Consider the following 22,919-nt stretch of genomic DNA (forward strand, 5'->3'; position numbering starts at 1 on the left):
ATCAGAACAGACAACCAACTTTTAAATAATAGATGTATGAAAACATTCAAATTTATATATTCAATAGGTCTAATCGCTTTATTTACATCATGCTCAAGTTATTTGGATGTAAAGCCATTAGAATCTATCTCAGATGCACAAACTATTTATGATAAAACGTCATCTGAAACAGCTATCAGGGGTGTTTATTCAGCACTTGCTAGTGGCAATTATTATGGCACTACGTTCCAATCTATTGGCTATTTATCAGGTGATAATATTCAATGGACTGGCTCGCAATCGCAAGTACAGGAGTTTATCAACAAAAAGGTGAATGCTGAAAATTCGACTATTTCAGGGGCATGGACAGCTATATATACTACGATTAACCGAGCTAATAATGTTATAGCAAAAGTACCAGCAGTAACAGACCCACTTTTAACAGAAGCGCTGAAAAATCAGATTATCGGAGAAGCCTATTTTATTAGGGCTTTGGCTTACTTTGACTTGGCTCGTACATGGGGAGGCGTACCTATCGTAACGAAACCAACAGCTAGCCCAACTGAAAACAGAGGCATTGGCAGAAGTACACAGGCAGAAACGTATGCACAAGTATTGAAAGACCTTGAGGCCGCAGAATCATTATTGCCTGCTACGACAGACCGCTACAGAGCTACTCGCAAAACAGCTTGGGCATTGCGTGCTCGTTATCATTTATACCAAAAGGAGTGGGCAAAGGCAGAGGAATATGCAACTAAATTGCTGACAGATACGAACTATCGTTTACTGAAACCATTCAATACTTTTTTTGCTAACGATGCAAGAGGAACGCAAGAGTCGGTTTTTGAAATTTTCTATAGTGCCAACGAACCAAATACTCACCGCAATCAATGGCAACCTCAAACCAACGGGGGTACTCGCCAATGGGCACCCAATGATGCGCTTGTAGCATTGCTGAACGACCCTGCCGTGGGTGGTACTCGCAGTACGCTAGTTGCCAAAGACAACCAAAATCGTTGGTATGGCAATTTGTATTACAGAACGCCTGCTGCCGACCCTACTTATGTAATTCGTATTGCAGAATTATATTTAATTCGCTCGGAAGCGCGTGCTAACCTAGACAAAATTACGGATGCACTTGCAGATTTAAATGCTGTCCGTGACCGTGCAGGCCTTGTAGCAAGCACTGCTTCAAACAAAGACAATGTACTCTTAGCCATTGAAAATGAAAGAAGAGTAGAGTTTGCTTTAGAACCGCATCGTTGGTATGATATAGTAAGAACAGGTCGTGCCGCACAGGTATTTAACCTTAGCGATGCGAACAGATTCGTTTTACCGATTCCATCAGGAGAATTATTGATTGATAAATCATTGGTACAAAATAAAGGATATTAATTTTTAGTCCACAGGCTAGGCAACTAGCCTGTGGCTTAAACCCAATACTCAAATGGCTAAAACACTAGAAATTAACGCACAAAGCGAATGGACCAATACAGAGAAACTCGCTTTCAAGTTTTTTGGTATCTATTTCTTCTTGCAGGTACTTCCTTTAGATGGAAGGTTTTTCAAACATCTTTTTTCTATTAATTGGTTGAACTTAGGCTATGCTGATATTTTTTATTTATCAAAGTATGCTCCAAGTTTTGTAGGTAATGACAATTTTATCAACTGGCTCATCATTGCTATCATAGCGGGAATCGGAACATTTGTATGGGATAGTATTTACAAAAAAGACATTAACTATGACCAACTTTATTATTGGATACGCGTTTTAGTACGTTATCGTTTAGCCATAGGCGTTATTGCTTATGGGTTTCTCAAATTTTTTCCTATCCAATCGCCCATTCCTTCTATCAGTAACCTTAATACCGAATACGGTGATTTTACGGCATGGAAACTATTTTCACTAGGTTTGGGCGTTGTGCCAAGTTACCAATCTTTCTTGGGGCTAGTTGAGATTGTGGGAGGCTTATTACTACTCAATCGTAAAACGACGACGATTGCTACTTTAATAATTTTGCCATTTGCTGGCAATGTTGCCATTTCGAATATTGCTTATGAAGGTGGTGAATACGTGTATGCTTTTTACTTAATCTCTTTGGCGCTTTACCTTTTTGCCTTTGATGCTATTCGTTTATTTACCTTATTGTCACTAGAAAAACCTACGTTACCCAACACTTTTCAGCCTATTTTTAATAAAAAATGGAATCAGGCCAGAGTTGCTATCAAATTTGGCTATGTGTTGTTTTTCGTAATATTTTATGGCTTAAAAACCTATGGCGGTTACCAGAAAGGCAGTTATCATTTCCCTGCTCAAAAGGGATTAGACAATACTGCTGGGCTATATAATGTGAGTGAGTTTAAATGGAATAACCAAAATATTCCTTATTCAAAAACAGATACGATTCGTTGGCAAAATGTAGTATTTGAGCAATGGAATACCATCAGCATAAAATCTAACAAGACTGTATTATTAGAACATTTACCTAGCGAAGAAATTTTTAAAGAAGACTCATTACGGGTTTATGAATTGTCAGGTTCGCAAGGTCGTCATTACTATCAGTATAGTGTAGACCCTTCAAAATCAACGCTTTCTCTTAGTAATAAGAATGTCAATCATCAGAGCGATAAATACACTTTATCACTTAAAAGACTCAACGATTCGACGCTTGTTTTGTCGGGTGTAAATACCCAACATGATTCTGTTTATGCTGTTTTGAATAAAATCAACAAAAAGTATTTGACTTTCGAAGCGCAAAAATTAGGACGTAGAGGTGTGCTTAAACTTTAATTCTTACCATAAATTCCATACAATTATGTCACATTCAAACTTCGATTTAGATCGTGAGAATTTGGGTATTGAATTGCCCGAAAATGTCATAAACAGTCAAGAAAATACCCCTCCAAAAACAACGTGGACTGGCTGGCAAAAAGTGCTTTTTCGTATTGCATTTGTATTCTTTGTGGCGATGTCGCTACCTAATACTTTAGAATGGTATAAGGAAATAGCTACATTCAACTGGTTACATTTACACTACAGAGATTTATATGATATTGCACGATTTGGTTCGGGACTAAATTTCTTTGGTAACAAAATTTTTGGGTCTTCACTCAATGGCTATGCCGTTTGGATAATTACGCTAATTTTTGCTGTAGTTGGAGGATTGCTATGGACGGCTATCGTTTACTTTCTTAAGAAAGAACCCAAAGAATATAATCTTCTATACTATTGGTTGAAAGTAATAGTGCGTTACCGTGCAGGAATCGGGATTATTGGCTTTGGTTTTACTAAGCTAACGCCAACACAATTACCTTATCCATCTTGGGGAATCCTTAATACAAATTTTGGTGATTTAACCCTTCAAAAAATCTATTGGTTATCCATCGGTATTGTACCTTGGTACGAGGTTTTCACGGGGGTAGTTGAAGTAGCTGCTGGGGCATTGCTATTTTTCAGAGCAACCACTTTCTGGGGTTCTGTCTTACTCTTTGGAGCATTGGCTGATATTGTGTATGTAAACCTCGCCTATGATGGTGGTGTACATGTTTACAGCTCATATTTTGTATTACTTTCAGCATTTTTATTGGTTGACTATGTACCAAGAATTTATAAATTACTGATTTTAGAACGCCTGACGATTCCTGTAACTTACTACCCTGTATTTGACAAAGCGTGGCAACGAATCACAAGAGTTACGTTGAAGACTACTACCATTATCTTGTTTTTGCCTGTATTCTTGTATTTAGCCATCATTAATTTTCTGTACGACCCTTATAAACAACCAGCACTTAAAGGTATTCCTGAATTACGAGGTAATTATGAGGTTTCTGAGTTCAAAATCAATAATCAGATTATCCCTTACTCACCTACAGACACAGTAAGATGGCAACAAGCTACCTTTGAAAAATGGACAACGCTTACTTTTAAAGTGAATAAGCTTGTCGAATTAGATTTATCCAATGGTGGGGGTGCGCCAATGCGAGATATTAACCGAACGTTTGAGCTAACGGGTGTGGCTGGCGGACAGCGAGTTTTCTATTATGAAGCCGATACTGTTAACAAAGTATTGTATTTACAGGATAAAAATAGAGGCTCACGCAACCAAGAAAATAGAGAATTTTTAGTCAACAATCGTGATTTAGGAGGCGAGGCTGTTCGTAAAAAGAAAGAAGCAAAAGCGGAAGAAGTGGCAGATAACTGGATTCCTAAAGAAGCATTAGCCAATATTGGTCCAGAAGACCCAAAGATAGAAGCCATCGCACGCTCTTCTCGTCGTACAAAAGGCATCAAAGCAGAAAGCAAGCCAAGCAAACGTAATCGAATGATTTTGAAGTACACCGTTTTAGATGGCGGGAATAGAGTTTTACTTTCGGGTATCAACGAAAATAAAGACTCCATTCACGTTACTTTAAACCGCTATACTAAAAAATATGCTCTTTCAAGAAGTACCTTGGAAGCAGGCAAGTACAACTAAATTTATTTATTACCCATGTGTTTCCAACTTGCTAAAGATTTAGCAAGTTGGAAATCCCTTAACTTTCATTTAAAACTTCTCAAAAAAACACGTATGAAAATCAGACAATTACACATCATCACATGTCTATTTTTGAGCCTCAGCACATCGCTGTTTGCTCAAATAAAATCTATTTCAGGGACTATCAAAGACAAAGAAACTGGAGATGCTCTTCCTGGGGTTTCAGTTTTGATTAAAGGTTCAAGCAGTGGAACTGTTACAGATCAAAAAGGATATTATAAAATCAATGTGTCGGAAAAAGCGACGTTAGTTTTTTCATTTATTGGTTATGCTAATATCGAAAAAACTGTAGGCAATCAATCTATAATTTCTATAGACTTGATTCCGTCAAATAATGAATTAGCAGAAGTTAGAGTTGTTGGCTATGGTACACAAACCAAGGCTGAATTTACAGGTTCTGCTGTCAGGGTTTCAGGTGAAGCTATCAAAGAACAGCCCATTCAAAGTTTTGACCAAGCCTTGTCTGGACGTGCTGCTGGCGTAAATGTGGCACAACCTAACGGTGTCCTTAACAACCCTCCTGTTATTCGTATTCGTGGAGTAAACTCTATTTCCTTGAGTTCATATCCATTAGTTGTAGTAGATGGTATTCCTATTAATACGGGTAATGTTTCATCAAGCACGGCCGTACCTAACAATCCACTTGGAGATATCAATCCTGCTGATATTGAATCAATAGATGTATTAAAAGATGCCGCTTCAACCTCAATTTATGGCTCAAGAGCTGCGGCTGGCGTATTATTAATCACGACAAAGAGAGGTAAATCAGGAAAGCCTCGTATTAGCTTTGATAGCTGGACGGGTGTTTCTGATGTAGTACGTTTGCCTAAATTATTAAATGCAGAGCAGTTTATTACTATCAAAAATGAAGCAGTTTTAAATGCTAAAATTTTAGGGGGTAATGCTAATAATAACAGCGTGGCGTCAGCATTATTTTATCCAAATTATGATGCCAACAACAACCCTATTGATACCCGTTGGTATGACTATATCTATCAAACAGGTACTGCACAAAACCATAATGTGAATGTTTCTGGCGGAACACCAACAACTTCGTATTACTTTTCAGCTAACTATACAGACCAAAAAGGTTTTTTAGTGACGAATGAGTTTAAAAGAAAATCTGCTCGTTTTAATATTGACCAAGAACTCACAGGTTGGTTGAAATTGAAAGGTAGTCTTTCTTATAATACCAGTTTTAACCAATCGCCTTATTCTGGTTCTTTGGCCAACTCTAACTTTTTCTTAGTGGGTGCTGCTCGCTTGGCGGTGGCTTTACCTCCAAATGTACCAGCATTCAATGCCGATGGTTCTTATAACATCAACCCTAATAGTCCAAACACAATTGGTGTTGGTAATAATCAGTTTGTAAGTAACTGGGGGAATCCCGTAGCCCTACTTCGTGAAAACAAATATACCTCTGAAAACGACCGTGTTATTGCGAGTTTTGCTGCAGTGGCAAAGTTGTATAAAAACTTAGAATTTACGACTACTTATGCGATTGACCGCCTTAGAACAGATACTTATAGCTATGATAGTCCGATTCAAGGAAATGGATATTCTAGTAAAGGAAATGCAACAAATGTTTCAGCTGTAAGAGATAACTGGAACTGGACAAATACACTTACTTATAATACTGCTATTGCTGAGAAGCACAATGTTTCAGCTTTGGTGGGCTATGATTTACAAAAATTCAATTACAGTGCTTGGGGTGCTTCAAGAACACAAAGTGCTGACCCTTACTTTGAAAACTACCAAGGCAACTGGGGAGCAATCTCGGCCACAAACAACGAAATTAGTGAACGAGCCTTCCTTTCTTTTTTCTCTCGCTTGACTTATGATTTTGATAAAAAATATTTCCTTACTTTCAACTTCCGTCGTGATGGTAATTCAGCACTTGGTTCTGGAAGAAAATATGGAAACTTCGGTGGTGTTTCTGGAGGTTGGGCAATTTCTGAAGAAGAGTTTTATAAATCATCTCCTATTTCTTCTGTCTTGAACAATGTCAAACTAAGAGCAAGCTGGGGACGTGTAGGCAATGGTAATTTAAGCGATGCCTTCAGTTCATTAGAATTATACAGTGGCTCATTGTATGGAAACGCTGCTACTTGGGCAATTTCTCAAGCAGGCAACTCGAACTTAGGTTGGGAAACAAGTAATCAAACCAATATTGGAGCAGACTTAGGATTATTAAATAATAGGGTTCAAGTAGAACTGACTTATTTTAACAACGACGTAAATGGTTTGATTTTGAGTGCCCCACAGGCAGTATCAAAGGGAATTCCTGGTAATGCCATTTTAGGTAATGTGGGCTCGATGTATAACCGAGGTATTGAATTAGGAATTACAGCGACAGTTATCCGCAAAGGCAATTTCTCATGGAATACTTCTTTCAATTTCACAAAGCTAGAAAACAAAGTAACGGCACTAGCTGAAGGAAATACTGATATCATTGGTACTACGCACGTATCTTACGAAACGACGAATATCACCCGAGTAGGTTATTCAGTAGGTAGTTTATATGGCGCAAAAACGGCTGGTGTTAACCCTGCGAATGGTCAAAGAATTTTCATCAATAAAAAGGGAGAACAAGTACAATACAGCCAAGTGGTATTACCTGGACAAAGTCAGTGGACCTACCTAAATGGTGAAAAAGCAGCAGCTATTACTGGTGCTGATTATTACTTAATCGGAAATGCACTACCAACTTGGTATGGTGGCTTTTCAAACAATTTCAAATATGGCAATTTTGATTTAGGAATTAATCTTTCATTCTCAGGAGGCAACTATATCATGAATGGAACAAGAGCTACTTTGCTTGACCAACGTGCTTATAATAACTCTACTGAAATCTTAAATCGCTGGCAAAAACCGGGAGACATTACTGATGTACCAAGACTGGTTTATAATGACCAATTATCAAGTGGTTCTTCTTTCCCTGTGTCAACCAATGCTGAAAAAGCTGATTTCCTTCGTTTGCAAAACCTTTCTCTAGGCTATAGACTTCCATCTGCTTTGTTTACAAAAATAGGCATTAGCTCAGTGCGCGTATATGCCCAAGGAGCAAACCTATTCTTAATAACAAAATACACAGGTGCTGACCCAGAATCGTCTGTAAATGGTAACTCAAACACTACTCCAGGTGTAGAGAAAAATTCAGTTGGACAAGCAAGAACATTTACTTTGGGACTAAACGTAAGTTTTTAACGAAAGCGTTAGCCTAAAATGGCTATCCATAAATAGTATTAAACATGAAAACATTCACAAAACACACATATATTTCTCGTATTAGCGGCATCTTTTGTTTATCATTGGTATTAGGAACAACTGCTTGTAATGATCAAGAATACTTAAATCCAACGCCTGCTACTTCTATTTCTGGCACAAATGCCTTTGATACGCCCGAAAGAATTTTAGGTTTAGTCAATGGTATTTACAAAGCAGTAAAAAATGGGAATTATTACGGAGGGAATTATTATACCTATACGGAAGCTCGTGGAGAAGAATTCATCAACCGCACCAGCAACACATTTACAGCTTATGAAGCTTGGAATCAAACCCTTAATTCGGGTTCAAACTTTGTAGCGGGTTTTTGGGCAGCAGGTTATGGCGCTATCAACAATGCTAATATTGTTATTAAGGGCTTGACCGATAACCCTAATAAAGTAAGTGCGACACTTACCAAACAATATATTGCAGAAGCTAAGTTTTTAAGAGCATTAAGCTATTTTAGTCTAGTAACATTGTATGCTCGTCCCTATAATGAAAACAACGGAGCGTCGCCAGGATTGCCTTTGCGTTTACAGGCAGAAACAAATACGGCAAACAATGACTTAAAAAGAAGCACTGTCGCAGAGGTATATACGCAAATCATCAAAGATTTGAGTGAAGCTGAAGCTGACTTACCTACAAATTATGCTTCGGGTTTGCTGAATACCACGAGAGCGCATAAAAATACAGCCATTGCCTTAAAAACGAGGGTATATCTTAATGCTGGTAATTATACAAAGGTGATTGAAGAGGCTAAAAAGATTGTGTCAACATCAGCTCCTTTCTCGGCTGCTACAGGGGTAAACCATAAACTACAAAATATTATAGAAATTTTCACGACCAATTATACCAGTACAGAGTCTATCCTTTCTGTACCGATGACAGATTTAGATAATGTAACTGGGCAAACGTCTTTCCCTTATGTGTTTAATGCAAACTCAGAATATAACTTGAATCCAAGTGGTATTTGGGGTGAAACGGAATGGAAATCTACTGATTTGAGAAGAACGTTTGCTCGTACTGCTTCTGGGGTTCAATTCCTGACTAAATACAACAAACCTTCTCCTTTCTTAGACTATCTCCCAATCATTCGTTATTCTGAGGTATTACTAAACTACTCAGAAGCGGCTGCTCGTACAGGAGATTTAGTAAAATCGATTGAATTATTGAAAGCAGTACGTAATCGTTCGGATGCTACGTATATTTTTCCAGAAAGTAGTGTAGGTACACAAACAGCTTTGGTAAATACTATTTTAAAAGAAAGACGTATTGAGTTATTGGGTGAAGGTTTCCGCTCGAACGACTTGCTTCGCAATTTGTTGCCATTACCCGCTAAATCAAGCAGTTCATTAAGTGCTCCAGCTGTTGAGCCGTCACAAGCCAACTACATTTTCCCATTGCCAAATGTAGAAATTGTATCGAACAAATTATTACTAGAATAAGCTTATTACTGGCTCAAGTAGTCAAGTTTTACCTGACTACTTGAGCTTTATAACATCCTAAATCAATGAAGTACTTTCCATTATTATTATGCTTGATAAGCTTTGAAATGACCGCCCAGCGAGTTCGTCAGTCGGACACTGCTGGACATGCTCAGCATAATAGTACACAACATGAAGTGCATGATGGCGAAAGTCACGATAGCCATAGTCACCTCGAACATATTTTAGATTACCGCAAAGAAACGGCCTATGTTCCCAACCTACCCCCTGCTCAGCTTTTGCAAGGTATCGGGAAGGTAGATTTCAAGATTACGACGCAAGCTAATAAAACACAGGAATTCTTTAACCAAGGCATTGCCCTCTTGCATTGCTTTTGGGATTTTGAAGCCTACCGAGCTTTTAAAGAAGCTATTCGCTATGATTCAACGGCCATTATGCCTTACTATGGTTTGTACAGTGCGATTGGTGCCATTGAAGGAGATGAATTCAAATACGATCAAAAACTTGCTTTGCAAAAATTAAAACAGTTGAAAAACAAAGCAAGTGAAAGAGAACGCAGTTATGCAGAAGCAATTTTAGCAAGAGATTCGGAAGCGGATGGAGGCAAAGCCATCTACCAGAAAAAACTAGAATACATCATTGATAAATATCCTGATGATTTGGATACCAAACTGTTTTTGGCTTTGAGTAAAATGGGCGGATATGATTCAAAAATGGTGCCTCGCGAAGGACAGTTATATGCTGAATACCTCCTTAAAGATATTTTAAGAACTCATCCTGACAATGCGGCAGCTCATCATTATTGGATTCATTTAAAAGAAAATTGCTGTCCAGAACAAGCACTTGAAAGCACTGAAAAATTACCAACATTGGCCAATAATTCTGGACACATGGTACACATGCCAGGACACGTATATTATAAATTGGGCGACTATAAAAAGGCTTTTAGTGCCTTTGTAACAGCCGTAAAAGTAGATTCTGCCTATATGAAACGATTTAATATGCCAGAAGTAGATACTTGGAATTATATCCATAATATCAATTACTTACTTTCAAACTGTGCTGAAGATGGACGCTATTCAACGGCTTTATACTATGCTGAAAAGCTAAAAAATATGCCTGCCACGAAGGAAAGAAAACGTAAATATGAAGGTCGTTTCTTTTATCAAGGCGTAATTGCACCTGCTAAAATGGAGCTTTGTTTTGGTTTCTATAAAAAAGCAGCCGACCGACTTGCTACCATACAAGTAGATAAAGATAGTCTCTTTACTCAAAAAGCAATTGTCTATAAAGAAGGACTTTCCTTTTTTGCACTAGGAATGGATGCTGCTAAAAACAATAAAATCAGCGATGCCAAACATTATGTCGATGCGTTGGATGCATTGCTTTGGCGAAATAGCAATCAACACAGCACTAAAGATGCTATTTCTACCAAACGCTTAGCAGATTTGAATGTAGCGTCTTTAGAACTCCAAGGGGTCATAAAAAGTGCTGAAAACAAACACAAAGAGGCAATTGCCATCTTACAAAAAGCCCAAGAAAAGGAAGAGGATTTAGGCTATAGCGAACCCCCTACTTATGCCCGACCAGTATTAATCAGTTTGGCCGAAGCACATTTGAAAGCTGGTAATTTTCATGAAGCCATTGAAGCTTATCAAGAATTATTAAAACGTCATCCTAATAGTGCCAATGCCTATTGGGGATTATACAAAGTTTATACTAAGAAAGGCGATACCACCAAAGCCAATGAAAATGCTAAACGCCTAACAGAGGTAATAGAATTTGGAGACAAATCGCTATTTCCACTTTAAGAACAACAAATACTCATCATCAATACGTTTTTTTGAATCGCATTAATCAATCAACTAAAAATTATCAAACCTTAAATACCATGCAAAAACCAGTAACATCTCTCGTATTTCTGTTACTATCAATCCTGATAGTTGCTTTTAAAGCAGATACTCCTTATCAAGAGGATATTAAAAGTTGGCATCAAAAACGTATTGAAGACCTTAAAAAAGAAGACGGTTGGCTGAATCTTGCAGGCCTGATTTGGTTGCAGGAAGGCGTAAATACTATTGGTGGCGATGCCAAAAACTCCATTGTTTTTCCTGCTGATCATAGCGATGCAACACTTGGGAAAATTATTTTGAAGGACGGAAAAGTGTCGTTTGAATCAACAAAAAATGGCGCTGTTTATCTTGAAGACCAATTAGTCAATCAAGTAGAACTATTTCCTTATGCTGGTAAACCCACTGTTTTAAAGCATAGATCTTTAAGATGGTTCATTATTCAAAGAGGAGATAAATATGCTATTCGCTTAAGGGACTTAGAAAGTCCTTATCTGAAAGGATTTAAAAGCATTGAGACTTTTCCTATTACGGAGTCTTGGCGTATCAAGGCTAAGTTTATTCCTTCAGTCGGTAAAAAGCTTAAAATTACGGACATAACTGGGCGTACTTACGAGCAAGAATCTCCGGGAAAATTAGTTTTTTCAGTCGATGGAAAAGAATATAGCCTTGATGCCGTAGGGACAAAAGAGCGCTTACATTTTGTATTTGGAGATTTAACCAATAAGCATGATAGTTATGGTGGTGGTAGATTCTTGGATGTGCCTGGCCCAGATGCAGATGGCTATACGCATATCGATTTCAACAAATCTTATAATCCTCCATGTGCATTTACGCCTTATGCCACTTGTCCTTTACCTACCCAAGAAAACAAGTTGGCCGTAGCCATTACGGCAGGCGAAAAACGATATGGAAATCATTAATGCTATTTATAACCTTAAAGCGTATTGGATATTTAATCACCAATACGCTTTTTATTCCTAACCAGAAAAGCCAAAATTCATTGTTATGTCTCAGAAAACAGAGAATATCTACAAAAAGCCTTATGAATCCATCATTTTTCGTGGTTTCTTTCTTTTTGTAATCATTACTGCTATTCCATTTTATCCAAGCTTTTATTTAAAAGACTACAGCGAAAGTTTTCAGACAAAATCACATCCATTTCGAATCATAGATGTAGTTAGTCAGAATAATCCGTGGTTTTTCAATAATGCTGATGGTAAAAATTATGTAGGTTGGCTCATCACTTTGTTAGTAAGTATCATCTTTGGGACAATCTGGTACTTTTTTGATAAAAAACGCAAGAATTACGACCAATTATCTTATTGGTTTTTTGTAATTGTTCGCTATGGCTTAGCTTTAAGAATGTCATGGTTTGCTATTGCCAAAGTATTTCCTGTACAAATGCCTTTCCCGACAATTAGTCAATTGAATACCAATTTAGGCGAATTTACACCTGGAAAACTTTATTGGTTGACTACTGGTGTTTCGCCATTCTTTGAAGTATTTGCAGGCGTATTTGAGTTAACTGCAACCATATTAATTCTTTTTAGAAGAACTACTACCCTTGGAGCCTTAATGATGGTGGCAATTCTTCTCCCAATTTGGTTTGTGAATATTGGTTATGATGCAGGCGTTGAACTTACGAGCTTGCATATTTTAACATTGGCTATTCTATTATTGGTTAAAGATGTAAAGCCCTTCTGGGACTTACTCATTTTACATAAACCGTCTAATATTCCTGCTTTTATTTCACCTGATTTCTTAAAAAAATGGCAGAATAATATTCGACTAGTACTGAAGTGGGGCTTTATCCTAATCTTTTTGGTGTATCGTGGTTTTGAATACGGCAGAGTTTATGCGGCAGATAAGACCTTTAAATTGCCTTTAACTGACGGCGCTAAGGAGTTTGCAGGATTCTATGATGTTTCAGCATTTAAAATTAATAACAATATTATTCCTTATTCAAGCACTGATACTACTCGCTGGCAAAATGTAGTTTTTGAAAAATTCAATACTTTCAGTATCAAAGTGGGTAGTCAAACACAACTAAATACCGACAATAAAGCCAGAACGACAGAGTATTATGGCAACGTAGGTCGATTGTATTATGGCTATGAGATAGATTCGCTCAAACAAAGTCTTACATTATGGAATAGAGCAGATACTAGCAAAAAGATACTTTTAAAATATAAGCATATTGATAACAAACAATTTATTTTAAAAGGTATCAATGAAGGTGGAGATTCGCTTTTTGTAATCCTTCAAAAAATTGAAAAGCACTATCCTTTGGTTGATAAAAAAGTGCGACTTTTTTAAATTAAATCATATTACTTCTCATTTCAAAATCATTATAAATTTCAACAATGGCAATCCATTATTACAGATATAAACTACTGACTTTGATAGGTTTTGGTATTGCACTAAGTGCTTTTCAATCTTCTAATCATTCAACAGAAAGTAGCTCTTTAGTATATCAAAGCAAAAAAGATTCTAGTGAAACGCCACTGCATTTTGGTTGGGGGCGAACGCCCACTAAAGCTGAAATAGAACGACTAGATATTGACGTTCGACCAGACGGAAAAGGATTACCTGCTGGTGCTGGATTAGCTAGTAAAGGCAAAGTGATTTTTGAAACAAAATGTGTGGCTTGTCATGGTGTTGGAGGTATTGGGGGCATCAATGGTTCTTTGGTGACAAATAAAAATCCTGCTGATAAGAAAAAAGAAAAAACCATTGGAAATTACTGGCCATACGCTACGACAGTTTTTGACTATGTACGAAGAGCAATGCCTTTTAATGCCCCTGGTTCTTTGACAAACGAAGAGGTATATCATTTAACAGCTTACTTACTGAATGCTAATGAAATCATTGATGAAAAGTATGTAATCAATGCGCAAACATTACCTAAAGTGATTATGCCTGCACAAAAATTGTATGTACCAGATGATAGAAAAGGAGGAGCTGAAATAAAATAAACATGGAAAAAATTATTGAGATTACTCAAAATAGCCCCAAAACAATATCAAGAAGAACGCTTTTGGGTGGTGCTGCCACCATTGCAGTGGCTATCGTTCAATCTGCCAGTGGTAAAAACATTCAAAAGGCAATTGTTGAAGATCCAACCAAACAGGTAGGTAACTTAGCAGGAGAAATCGGAACGAGGTCACCTTTTGTAAAATCTATCAAAAAGCCTTCTGATATTTCATCAAGGTCGCCTCTTCAAGATTTTTATGGCATTATTACTCCTTCAGATTTACATTTTGAACGCCATCATGCAGGTGTTCCTGCCATTGACCCCAATGCACATGAATTATTGATACATGGCTTAGTTGAAAAACCATTAATTTTAAAAGTAGCTGATTTAAAGCGCTTTCCTGCTGTGTCAAGAATTGCTTTTATTGAATGTTCAGGTAATTTCAGAACTGGTAAAGAAGAAATGAGCCCACAAGAAATTTGTGGCTTAACAAGTCAGAGCGAATGGACAGGCGTAAAACTTTCTACCATTTTCAGAGAAGTCGGTGTAAAACCTAATGCAACATGGTTTTTAGCAGAAGGTGGCGATGCCGCCGTCATGACTAGAAGTATTCCCGTACAAAAAGGTTGGGACGATGCAATCATTGCTTATGCACAGAACGGTGAAGCCATTCGACCAGAACAGGGTTTTCCTATCAGGCTATTTCTTCCCGGTTGGGAAGGAAACACCAGTGTAAAATGGTTGAGAAGATTAGAATTATCTGACCAACCTTACATGACACGGGAAGAAACATCTAAGTATACTGAAGGGATTAAAGATGGAAAAATTAGAATGTTCAGTTTTGATATTGACGCCCGTTCTATTATTACCTTCCCTTCTTTTCCACAGCATGTTGAAAAAGGTTGGATTGAAATTCGAGGGTTGGCATGGTCAGGGAGAGGAAAAGTAGTAAAGGTAGAAGTAAGTACAGATGCAGGGAAAAACTGGCAAATAGCCCAACTAAATGAGCCTATTTTGGATAAAGCTCATGTACAGTTCAGGCACTTATGGCAATGGAAGGGCGAGGAAACTGAGTTATTAAGCAGAGTTACTGACGAAACAGGCTATACGCAACCCACTTTGAAGCAATTGGTAGAAGCACGAGGAAGCGATATGGGTGGTTACCACTTGAATCCCATAACAGCGTGGCAAATTAAAAAAGATGGAAGAGTTTTATTTAAACCAGAATCATTCCGCTAAAAATAATCTATCAAATCTTAAATCCTTTGAATCATCATGAAAAAAATAAATATTACGGCATTATTAGTATTGTTACTAATAACCAGTTTTCCCAATTTTGCACAATCTGCATCTTCAAAAGATGAGTCTTTTACCATCGAAGGTTATTATAAAGTAAAATGGGGTCATCAACAAGAGTTTTTGGAATTGTACAAGAAAAATCACTACCCATTACTTAAAAAAGCAATTGAAAAAGGTGATTTATTAAGTATAAAACTCGAAAAAACTTTGCAGCATGGCACAGAAGATGGTCGTTGGGATTATCGTGTAACATTAGTTTTTAAGAACGTACAAGCGGCATTTGATCCAAACCTTACGGAACCTTATAAAAAGGCTCTGTATCCAGACCAAACTACCTTTAAAAAGGAAGAATCAAGACGTTTTGAGATTTTGGATGCCCATTGGGACATTCAGGTCGGAAAAGAAAATTTAGATAAATAATGTCAAAAACAGATTTTGATGCTATTGTGATAGGCTCAGGCCCTAACGGATTAGCAGCAGCCATAAACTTACAGCAAAAAGGTCTTTCAGTATTAATACTAGAAGCAAAAAACACTATTGGTGGTGGTCTGCGTACTGCTGAACTTACCTTACCCGGTTTTCAACATGATATTTGTTCAGCCATTCATCCTTTGGCTGCGGCTTCGCCATTTTTTAATACTTTGCCTTTGCAAGAACATGGTTTAACGTATATTCATCCACGCCTTGTAGCAGCACATCCATTAGACGATGGTACGTCAGCAATCCTGACGAATTCTATTTTAGAAACAGCAGTATATTTAGGAGCCGACAGAAAAAATTATTTAAACCTCATTGAGCCTATTACGAAACATTGGGAAAGTCTGCTTGATGATTTATTAGCACCTTTACATTTTCCGAACCGCCCAATCAATTTTGCACAATTTGGACTAAAAGCATTTTTACCTGCAACATTACTGGCAAAGAGATTTGAATCGTTAGAAGCAAAAGCATTGTGGGCAGGAATGGCTGCACACGCTATTCAGCCACTAAACAACTTGACCACCTCAGCCATTGGTTTAGTCTTGATGGCCTCTGCACATGCCAAAGGATGGCCAATTCCCAAAGGAGGTTCGCAGTCTTTGGCAAATGCTTTAGCTTCCTATTTTGTTTCGATTGGAGGAAAAATTGAAACAGGTTTTCACGTAAAATCACTTGAGCAATTACCATCATCAAAAGCAATATTATTTGATATTACTCCTAGACAATTATTACAAATTGCAGGACATCGTTTTTCAACTATCTACAAATGGCAACTTGAAAGATACCGCTATGGCATGGGCGTTTTTAAGGTAGATTGGGCATTAGATGGCGTTGTACCTTTTACATCAAGCAAAGCTAGAGAAGCAGGGACGTTGCATCTTGGTAATACCCTTGCAGAGATTGCCTCTGCCGAACTAGCAACATCTGAAGGCAAACATCCTGAAAAACCATTTGTATTATTGGCTCAGCAAAGTGTTTTCGATGATTCGCGTGCTCCAACAGGAAAACATGCTGTATGGGGTTATTGTCATGTACCCAACGGTTCGAAGAAAGACATGACAGAAGCTATTGAAAAACAGGTTGAGCGATTTGCCCCAGGTTTTAGAGAAAGAATTTTGGCAAGGCATACTTTCAATACCGCACAGCTAGAGGAATATAACCCTAACTATATCGGTGGTGACATCAATGGAGGAATTATTGATATCACACAATTATTTACTCGACCAGCTCTCAGATATTCTCCGTATAGGACATCAGAAAAAGGGTTATATATCTGTTCATCCTCAACACCTCCAGGTGGTGGTGTGCATGGGATGTGTGGTTTTCATGCTTCTGAAAGGGCTTGGAAAGATATATTTGAGAAATAATCACCATCACTACGCAGATTCTTTTTCTTAAAAAAAGAATAGAAATTAATAAGGACAAATCAATCTCCAATTATATATATCATGTCAACTAAAGAATCAAAATTTTCACTTACCGAAGACTGGACAGTCGTTCTCTACGGCTTTCTAATTATTGGTTTAGTCCTGTTAGGGCTAAAAATTCCTACTCCAACCTTTGGTTGGAAAGATACTACTGAACTGTTTGACAAAGTACTTATACCAACAAACATAGTTAATATTCTGTTTGTCTTCGTATTGGTTTATGTCATTGCTATCTTATCGACACTAACCCTAGGAAAAAATGTTAGTGCCACTATAAAAGGCTTTCCTATCGTGTTTGTGTTAACTACATTAGCTTTGATATTGGCAGGGAACTCTTTTCTTAAAAATTGGAATTTAGAAGCTGTAATCTTTAGTTTATCTATTGGATTACTTATCAGTAATTTTTTTACTGTACCTGCTTGGCTTAAAGATTCTCTTTCTACTGAACTTTACGTAAAAATCGGCTTAGTTCTTTTGGGGACAAGTGTTATCTTTTCTGATATTCTAAAGGCAGGTTCTTTAGGTCTAATTCAAGCTTTGGTAGTTGTTATTTCTGTATGGTACTTTGCCTTCTGGATTTCCAAGAAAATGGGCATTGACGAAGAGCTAGCCATTATCATATCAAGTGCTGTTTCTATTTGTGGTGTTTCAGCGGCCATTGCCACTGCTGGCGCTATAAAAGGAGATGCCAAGAAACTTTCTTATGTTATTTCCATCGTGCTGATTACGGCCATACCAATGATTATCTTTTTGCCATTTATTGCCAAAGCTCTTCATTTATCTGAAGAAGTAACAGGTGCTTGGCTAGGAGGAACCATTGATACAACAGGCGCCGTTATCGCCTCGGGAACATTAGTGGGCGAAACTGCCCTAAAAATTAGTACCATTGTTAAGTTTTCTCAAAATGTATTATTAGGTTTAGCAGCTTTTGCCATTTCTATTTATTGGACTTATACCAATAATCAATCTGAAACAGTCCAAGAATCCAAACCTACAATAGGAATTATTTGGGAACGTTTTCCAAAATTCGTCATTGGCTTTATAGCTGCTTCGTTGCTATTTTCATTTTTTATTTCAACAGAAACATTTGATCAAGTAAAAGGTACATTCAAATCTTTGCAAGGCTTATGGTTTGCCTTAGCATTTACAAGCATTGGACTAGAAACAAAGTTCTCAGATTTGTTTAATGAAGAGGGCAAAAAGCCACTCTATGCTTTCTTAATAGCTCAATTATTTAATGTGTTTATTACATTATTAATTGCTTACTTTTTATTTAACAAATAGGGGTTTATTAAACATAAATTATCTCTATTTTGGTCATTTTTTAAAATAACTATTCTTATTGTGGAAATGGGTAGCGAAAAGCTTCGCTACCCATTTCCAGTTTTAGCGCTATTATCTCTGCTTTGGTTTATGTCTCCATCCTATTATTTAGAGATGTATATCACTTTAAAAATAAAACGCCTTAACTCCATGTTCCATTCCGTTGTAGCGTTATTTTTTTCTGAAATCTTTCAAAAAACCAATCTACAAAAACAGATTCTTTTGTTTTATTTTCTTTTTCTAAGAGCTTCACTCCTACTGAGCTATTCAAGGCTTCTTCATTCACGGAGCCGTCTTTATACAAGAATAAAGTAGAAAAAAGTTTTTCTGAATATAAATGCCTTAGTTCTTCCACAATACTATGAAAAACTTCATGTGGAGAAGAAATTGCTATTTGTTGAAGATAATCTAAAAACCATTGATTAAAATCACCTTTCCAATAGTTATCAATTTCTTTGCTACTCAATTTTAACTCTTCTTGGTGAACGATTTGTACCTTCAAAGGCGGCGGCGTAGCACCTTTTATTACATTAGGGTTTTGTAAAGCCCAAGTAACAAATCCTACAGGATTATGAACATTTTTACCCTCTAAAATAAGTTTATTAGTTTTTATAATTTCTTTACTGACCTCTTCAATCCCATAGATATTTACCCATTGTTCAATAAGAGCCGTAGTCATTCCCTCCCAGTTTTGCGTCAGTGTTAATAAATCATCTGTTTGTCCACTGCCTTTAAGTTCTTCAGCAATCTCTGGGAAGTATAACATTTTTCCAACATCTTGTTTATTTTTATTCGGCGTAATCCAAAAAGTTATGGCTGTAACAGCTCTTCCCGTTTTTACTTCATCAAATGTAAATTTGATGTCTGTATATTTTTCTAAATCTTCTTGTGCTTTTACAATAACCCTTTGCTTAAAATTTCCATAAAGAGGATACTTTTCTACTACATCCAACATTTCTTTTAATTCATGAATTTTGATCTGCCTCTTCCCTATCGTTTCATATTGTTTCAATAATTCATAGATTCTGATTGAAAAAGAACTTTGAAGTTTAAGTATGTTTCTTACATCATACATCAAAAACTGGCTTTGTAATTGAAGTAAAAAAGGCTTCATATCAGGATGAAAAGAAATATCTAAATATTTAGCTGATTTTTCTTCTACAAAGCTCTTAACGCCTGTTGCAATGTGGGTAAACAACTCCATTTTGCCATCTGGAGTATCCATCAATACTCTAATTTCCCTTCTACCCAAACGTTCTGCTCCTTGTTTCAGATATTTGTATGAATGTCCATCTTCTTGTAAATCAAAATCCTGAATTACTTCATGTAGGTAAATTCGATACACCTTAAAGTCTTCATCATCCCTATGTATTTTCATTAACATTTTGGTAAAGACTCTCATCTCCCAAATGTCAAAACGGTATTTACCTTCGACTAGTCGATTAGCCTTGCGTATTAACTTAACTACGTTCGTTTCTTTGTTTGTATTACTGCTATTTTTATCCTTATTATCCTTTTTCATATCATAGAGAAATCTCCCAAATACAGGTTTGGTAAATTTGTTATATTACGAGGCAATAATAACCTATTTTTAGGTAATTTTGTTATAGTAACTAGGTAATTTTGTTATAGTTCTCGGTAATTTTGTTATAGTATTAGGTAAATTTGTTATACTTAAGCGCATAATCAACTGTAATTCAATAGGTTACAACGTCCGAAAATACATTAAAAAGAAAATAAAAAGAATAAAAACAACAAAGAGGAAAAAAAAAGATGATTGTTGCTTCTTTTTTTCTTTTTTTGAACAATTAAAAGAAGAAAAATTTGTAATAATTTTTTATACGATAATATAAAATCAAATAGCAAGTATAACAATTTTACCAGAAATTGAATGTGATATTATCTGAATCTCATAAAGTCACTATGCGTTAAATGTTATTTTTGATGGTGTTTGTGTTATAGTTGAAAAGGTTTTTGAAAAGTGCAACACTTGCACTTTTAGTTTTATAAAGTAATATATAGCTTTTTAAAGTTGTTCAATAGTTTAATGATACTGCATATCTATAAAAATGTAAATAAAGTGTTTTATGGTAATTTTGTTATAGTTTATATACTATGAGTAATTCTGGCAACTTAAAAGTGCAAGTGTTGCACTTTTTGGATTTTTGTTATAGTTCAAGCTAATAAGAGAACAAAAAAGATGTTATAAAATGTATAATATAAAATTTCTTGGGATTTTTGTTATAGTATCTTTTTGTGAATATTTCTAAAAGTGCAACACTTGCACTTTTAGAAATATTGTTTAGAGGACTGATTTAAGTTGATAGATTTTTTTTATTAATAAATCACAATCAGCCTCTTTAGCTAGATTATTAGCGAGCATTATAATTTGACTTCGTAACGTTTCTTGTGGAATAGGGCTAGTAAAAGCCACACTACTAGATTTTTCTAATGTTAGATTAAGAGTACTTAAATCTAAAATAGACTCAACACCAATATCTTTGCGATTGGCTAACGTTTGAATTTGCTTTTTACTCAATACCGAAGAACCACTTAATACTTGTTCCTGTAGATGCTTACTAAGCTTGGATAAGCCCTCTGCAAATTTTCCGTCATTTTTTATTGTGCGCACACTAACGTTAAATTCATCAGCAAGCTTTTCAGCAACATTAATTGGCTTATTGTCGTCATGTGTTTGTAAAACTACTCCCCTATTAGCTTTCTGAGTATTGTATTTTAACCCTCTTAAATACGACTCTTCTTCAGGAGTAATATTTCGACGACCTAACTGCAAATCAATCATAAACTCTTTGACTTTCTCTATTGAATCAAATATTTTAAGATTGATTTTAAATTCTATTTTATTTTTTTGACAAATGGCATATCTATTATGACCATCTACCAAAACATAAACGGTTGTATCTAAATCATCTTGCTGAAGCTCAGTCGTTGTGGTTTCCCAAAGAATTAAAGCATCTTGACAACCGTGAGTTAATAAATTTTGCTCAAGTTGGGTAAACTGCTCTTGGCTAAGAGGACGAATTAAGTTTTTTAATTCATCAATAATTACAATAGCACCTTTAATGCGCTCGACATCATTGAAACCACCAATAGGAGCAGGCTTTGGGATGTTGTGAATAGTCGCTACTTCAACAGCCCTCTTTTTAAATATCTCTTTTTTAGATGCCATGGCCTTATTCGTTTGAAATTACTTCGTGGGCAAGTTCCATATAAGAATTTGCAGCTTTTGACTTTGGGTCATATTGGAAAATATCCTGATTCATATATTGGCTTTGTTTTAACACAGTTGTATTTTCAATAACACTCTTGAATACAGGGATAGTAGGATAGGTTGATTCAACACTTTCCATCATCACTTGATGAATAGTTTGATTAGAGTGAACCATCGTGAATAGAAAACCTCTTACTTTTAAAGAAACATTTGTGTATTCCCTGACAGCAGAAATCTTTTCTAGTAAGTTTTTAACCCCATTAAAAGCTGATGATTCAGGTTGAATAGGAATAATACATTCAGTAGATGCATTTAACGCTGAAATCGTCATTAAACTAAGCGAAGGAGGGCAGTCAAAAAGAATAAAATCAAATTGATCATTTAATGCTTGTATTTTTTTAGCTAATCGCATTTCAGAACCTACTTCAGTAATTAACTTTACCTCATAAGTAGCCATTTCAATATCAGAAGGTGCTAAAAACAAATTTGGCTCGATTTCGAGGATAGGTAAGGGGTCACGAGAAATCAATGAAGTGATTACTTGTTTTTCAGGAGAGTGAACACCGAAGCATTGAGATAAATTGCCTTGAGAATCCATATCTACTAATAAAACGCGGTACTTGAGTAAGGCAAGGGCTTTACCTAAATTTATAGTTGATGTTGTTTTGCCAACTCCACCTTTGTGATTGATAATTGCAATACTTCTAGCCTTTGAAAAAGTAGAGTCTGTATAACCATAATTTCGCATGGCTACTTCTAATTTTTCTAAATGTTTAGTTGAAAATGCCTGTATACCTTCTAAAGCTTTGTAGATGGTAGTGGCAGGGATTTGAGCTTCCTTTTCAAGTTGAGTTCTATTAATAGAGGGGCGAGAAAATAGAAATTTACGTACAGTTTCAGTCGTAATCATTCGATTTAATGTTTCAATAGTTAACTTTTTAAATATAAATCAAATATATAATAATATATATATAAATAAAAATAAAATATATACTATTATATATATTAAGCGTTGTTTCAGTCATTTTTAAGTATGATTTTGGAGAGTAAAGAGCTATTTTGCTAAGGTGCTCATGTAATAGCGATGATAAAAGTCAAAAAATAT

16 protein-coding genes are annotated in these 22,919 nt (G+C 36.1%); 13 read left to right on the forward strand and 3 right to left on the reverse strand.

Annotated elements, in window-relative coordinates:
- Nucleotides 1–36: 36 nt before the first annotated feature.
- The 13 genes from AC07N0_RS22130 to AC07N0_RS22190 all read left to right on the forward strand — a co-directional run bounded on the left by AC07N0_RS22130 (nt 37) and on the right by AC07N0_RS22190 (nt 18,543).
- A complete protein-coding gene (locus AC07N0_RS22130) occupies nt 37–1,374 on the forward strand; it encodes a RagB/SusD family nutrient uptake outer membrane protein (protein WP_494591030.1) in 1,338 nt (445 codons plus the stop codon).
- A 52-nt stretch (nt 1,375–1,426) separates the two neighbouring features.
- Nucleotides 1,427–2,770: a DoxX family protein gene (locus AC07N0_RS22135; RefSeq protein ID WP_494591031.1), complete on the forward strand. Its 1,344-nt coding sequence runs from the start codon at nt 1,427–1,429 to the stop codon at nt 2,768–2,770.
- A 25-nt stretch (nt 2,771–2,795) separates the two neighbouring features.
- On the forward strand, nt 2,796–4,454 hold the full coding sequence (locus AC07N0_RS22140) for a hypothetical protein (protein ID WP_494591032.1): 1,659 nt from the start codon (nt 2,796–2,798) through the stop codon (nt 4,452–4,454).
- Nucleotides 4,455–4,547: 93 nt separating this feature from the next.
- Entirely contained in the window at nt 4,548–7,721 is a 3,174-nt protein-coding gene (locus AC07N0_RS22145; RefSeq protein WP_494591033.1) for a SusC/RagA family TonB-linked outer membrane protein, read from the forward strand.
- A gap of 44 nt (nt 7,722–7,765) precedes the next feature.
- Nucleotides 7,766–9,226, forward strand: coding sequence for a RagB/SusD family nutrient uptake outer membrane protein (locus AC07N0_RS22150; RefSeq protein ID WP_494591034.1), 1,461 nt, complete (start codon nt 7,766–7,768; stop codon nt 9,224–9,226).
- A 65-nt stretch (nt 9,227–9,291) separates the two neighbouring features.
- Nucleotides 9,292–11,037, forward strand: a complete 1,746-nt coding sequence (locus tag AC07N0_RS22155; RefSeq protein ID WP_494591035.1) for a tetratricopeptide repeat protein — start codon at nt 9,292–9,294, stop codon at nt 11,035–11,037.
- An 80-nt stretch (nt 11,038–11,117) separates the two neighbouring features.
- Nucleotides 11,118–11,999, forward strand: a complete 882-nt coding sequence (locus AC07N0_RS22160) for a DUF1684 domain-containing protein (RefSeq protein ID WP_494591036.1) — start codon at nt 11,118–11,120, stop codon at nt 11,997–11,999.
- Between the two features lie 85 nt (nt 12,000–12,084).
- A complete protein-coding gene (locus tag AC07N0_RS22165; protein WP_494591037.1) occupies nt 12,085–13,395 on the forward strand; it encodes a hypothetical protein in 1,311 nt (436 codons plus the stop codon).
- A 47-nt stretch (nt 13,396–13,442) separates the two neighbouring features.
- A complete protein-coding gene (locus tag AC07N0_RS22170; RefSeq protein WP_494591038.1) occupies nt 13,443–14,054 on the forward strand; it encodes a c-type cytochrome in 612 nt (203 codons plus the stop codon).
- A gap of 2 nt (nt 14,055–14,056) precedes the next feature.
- Nucleotides 14,057–15,292, forward strand: a complete 1,236-nt coding sequence (soxC, locus tag AC07N0_RS22175) for a sulfite dehydrogenase (RefSeq protein WP_494591039.1) — start codon at nt 14,057–14,059, stop codon at nt 15,290–15,292.
- Nucleotides 15,293–15,328: 36 nt separating this feature from the next.
- Nucleotides 15,329–15,772 (forward strand): hypothetical protein, encoded by a 444-nt coding sequence (locus AC07N0_RS22180; protein WP_492804426.1) that lies wholly within the window; start codon nt 15,329–15,331, stop codon nt 15,770–15,772.
- Entirely contained in the window at nt 15,772–17,199 is a 1,428-nt protein-coding gene (locus AC07N0_RS22185) for a phytoene desaturase family protein (protein ID WP_494591040.1), read from the forward strand. The genes AC07N0_RS22180 and AC07N0_RS22185 overlap by 1 nt, the downstream gene beginning before the upstream one ends.
- An 81-nt stretch (nt 17,200–17,280) precedes the next feature.
- A complete protein-coding gene (locus AC07N0_RS22190; RefSeq protein ID WP_494591042.1) occupies nt 17,281–18,543 on the forward strand; it encodes a YeiH family protein in 1,263 nt (420 codons plus the stop codon).
- 181 nt (nt 18,544–18,724) lie between these two features.
- On the opposite strand, the gene AC07N0_RS22195 is transcribed toward AC07N0_RS22190, so the two are convergent.
- The 3 genes from AC07N0_RS22195 to AC07N0_RS22205 all read right to left on the reverse strand — a co-directional run bounded on the left by AC07N0_RS22195 (nt 18,725) and on the right by AC07N0_RS22205 (nt 22,724).
- A complete protein-coding gene (locus AC07N0_RS22195) occupies nt 18,725–20,104 on the reverse strand; it encodes a replication initiation protein (RefSeq protein ID WP_494591043.1) in 1,380 nt (459 codons plus the stop codon).
- Between the two features lie 780 nt (nt 20,105–20,884).
- On the reverse strand, nt 20,885–21,772 hold the full coding sequence (locus tag AC07N0_RS22200; RefSeq protein WP_494591044.1) for a hypothetical protein: 888 nt from the start codon (nt 21,770–21,772) through the stop codon (nt 20,885–20,887).
- Between the two features lie 4 nt (nt 21,773–21,776).
- Nucleotides 21,777–22,724, reverse strand: coding sequence for a ParA family protein (locus tag AC07N0_RS22205; protein WP_492804492.1), 948 nt, complete (start codon nt 22,722–22,724; stop codon nt 21,777–21,779).
- Between the last annotated feature and the right edge of the window lie 195 nt (nt 22,725–22,919).

The organism is Arcicella sp. GW821-FHT09D11 (assembly GCF_059416265.1).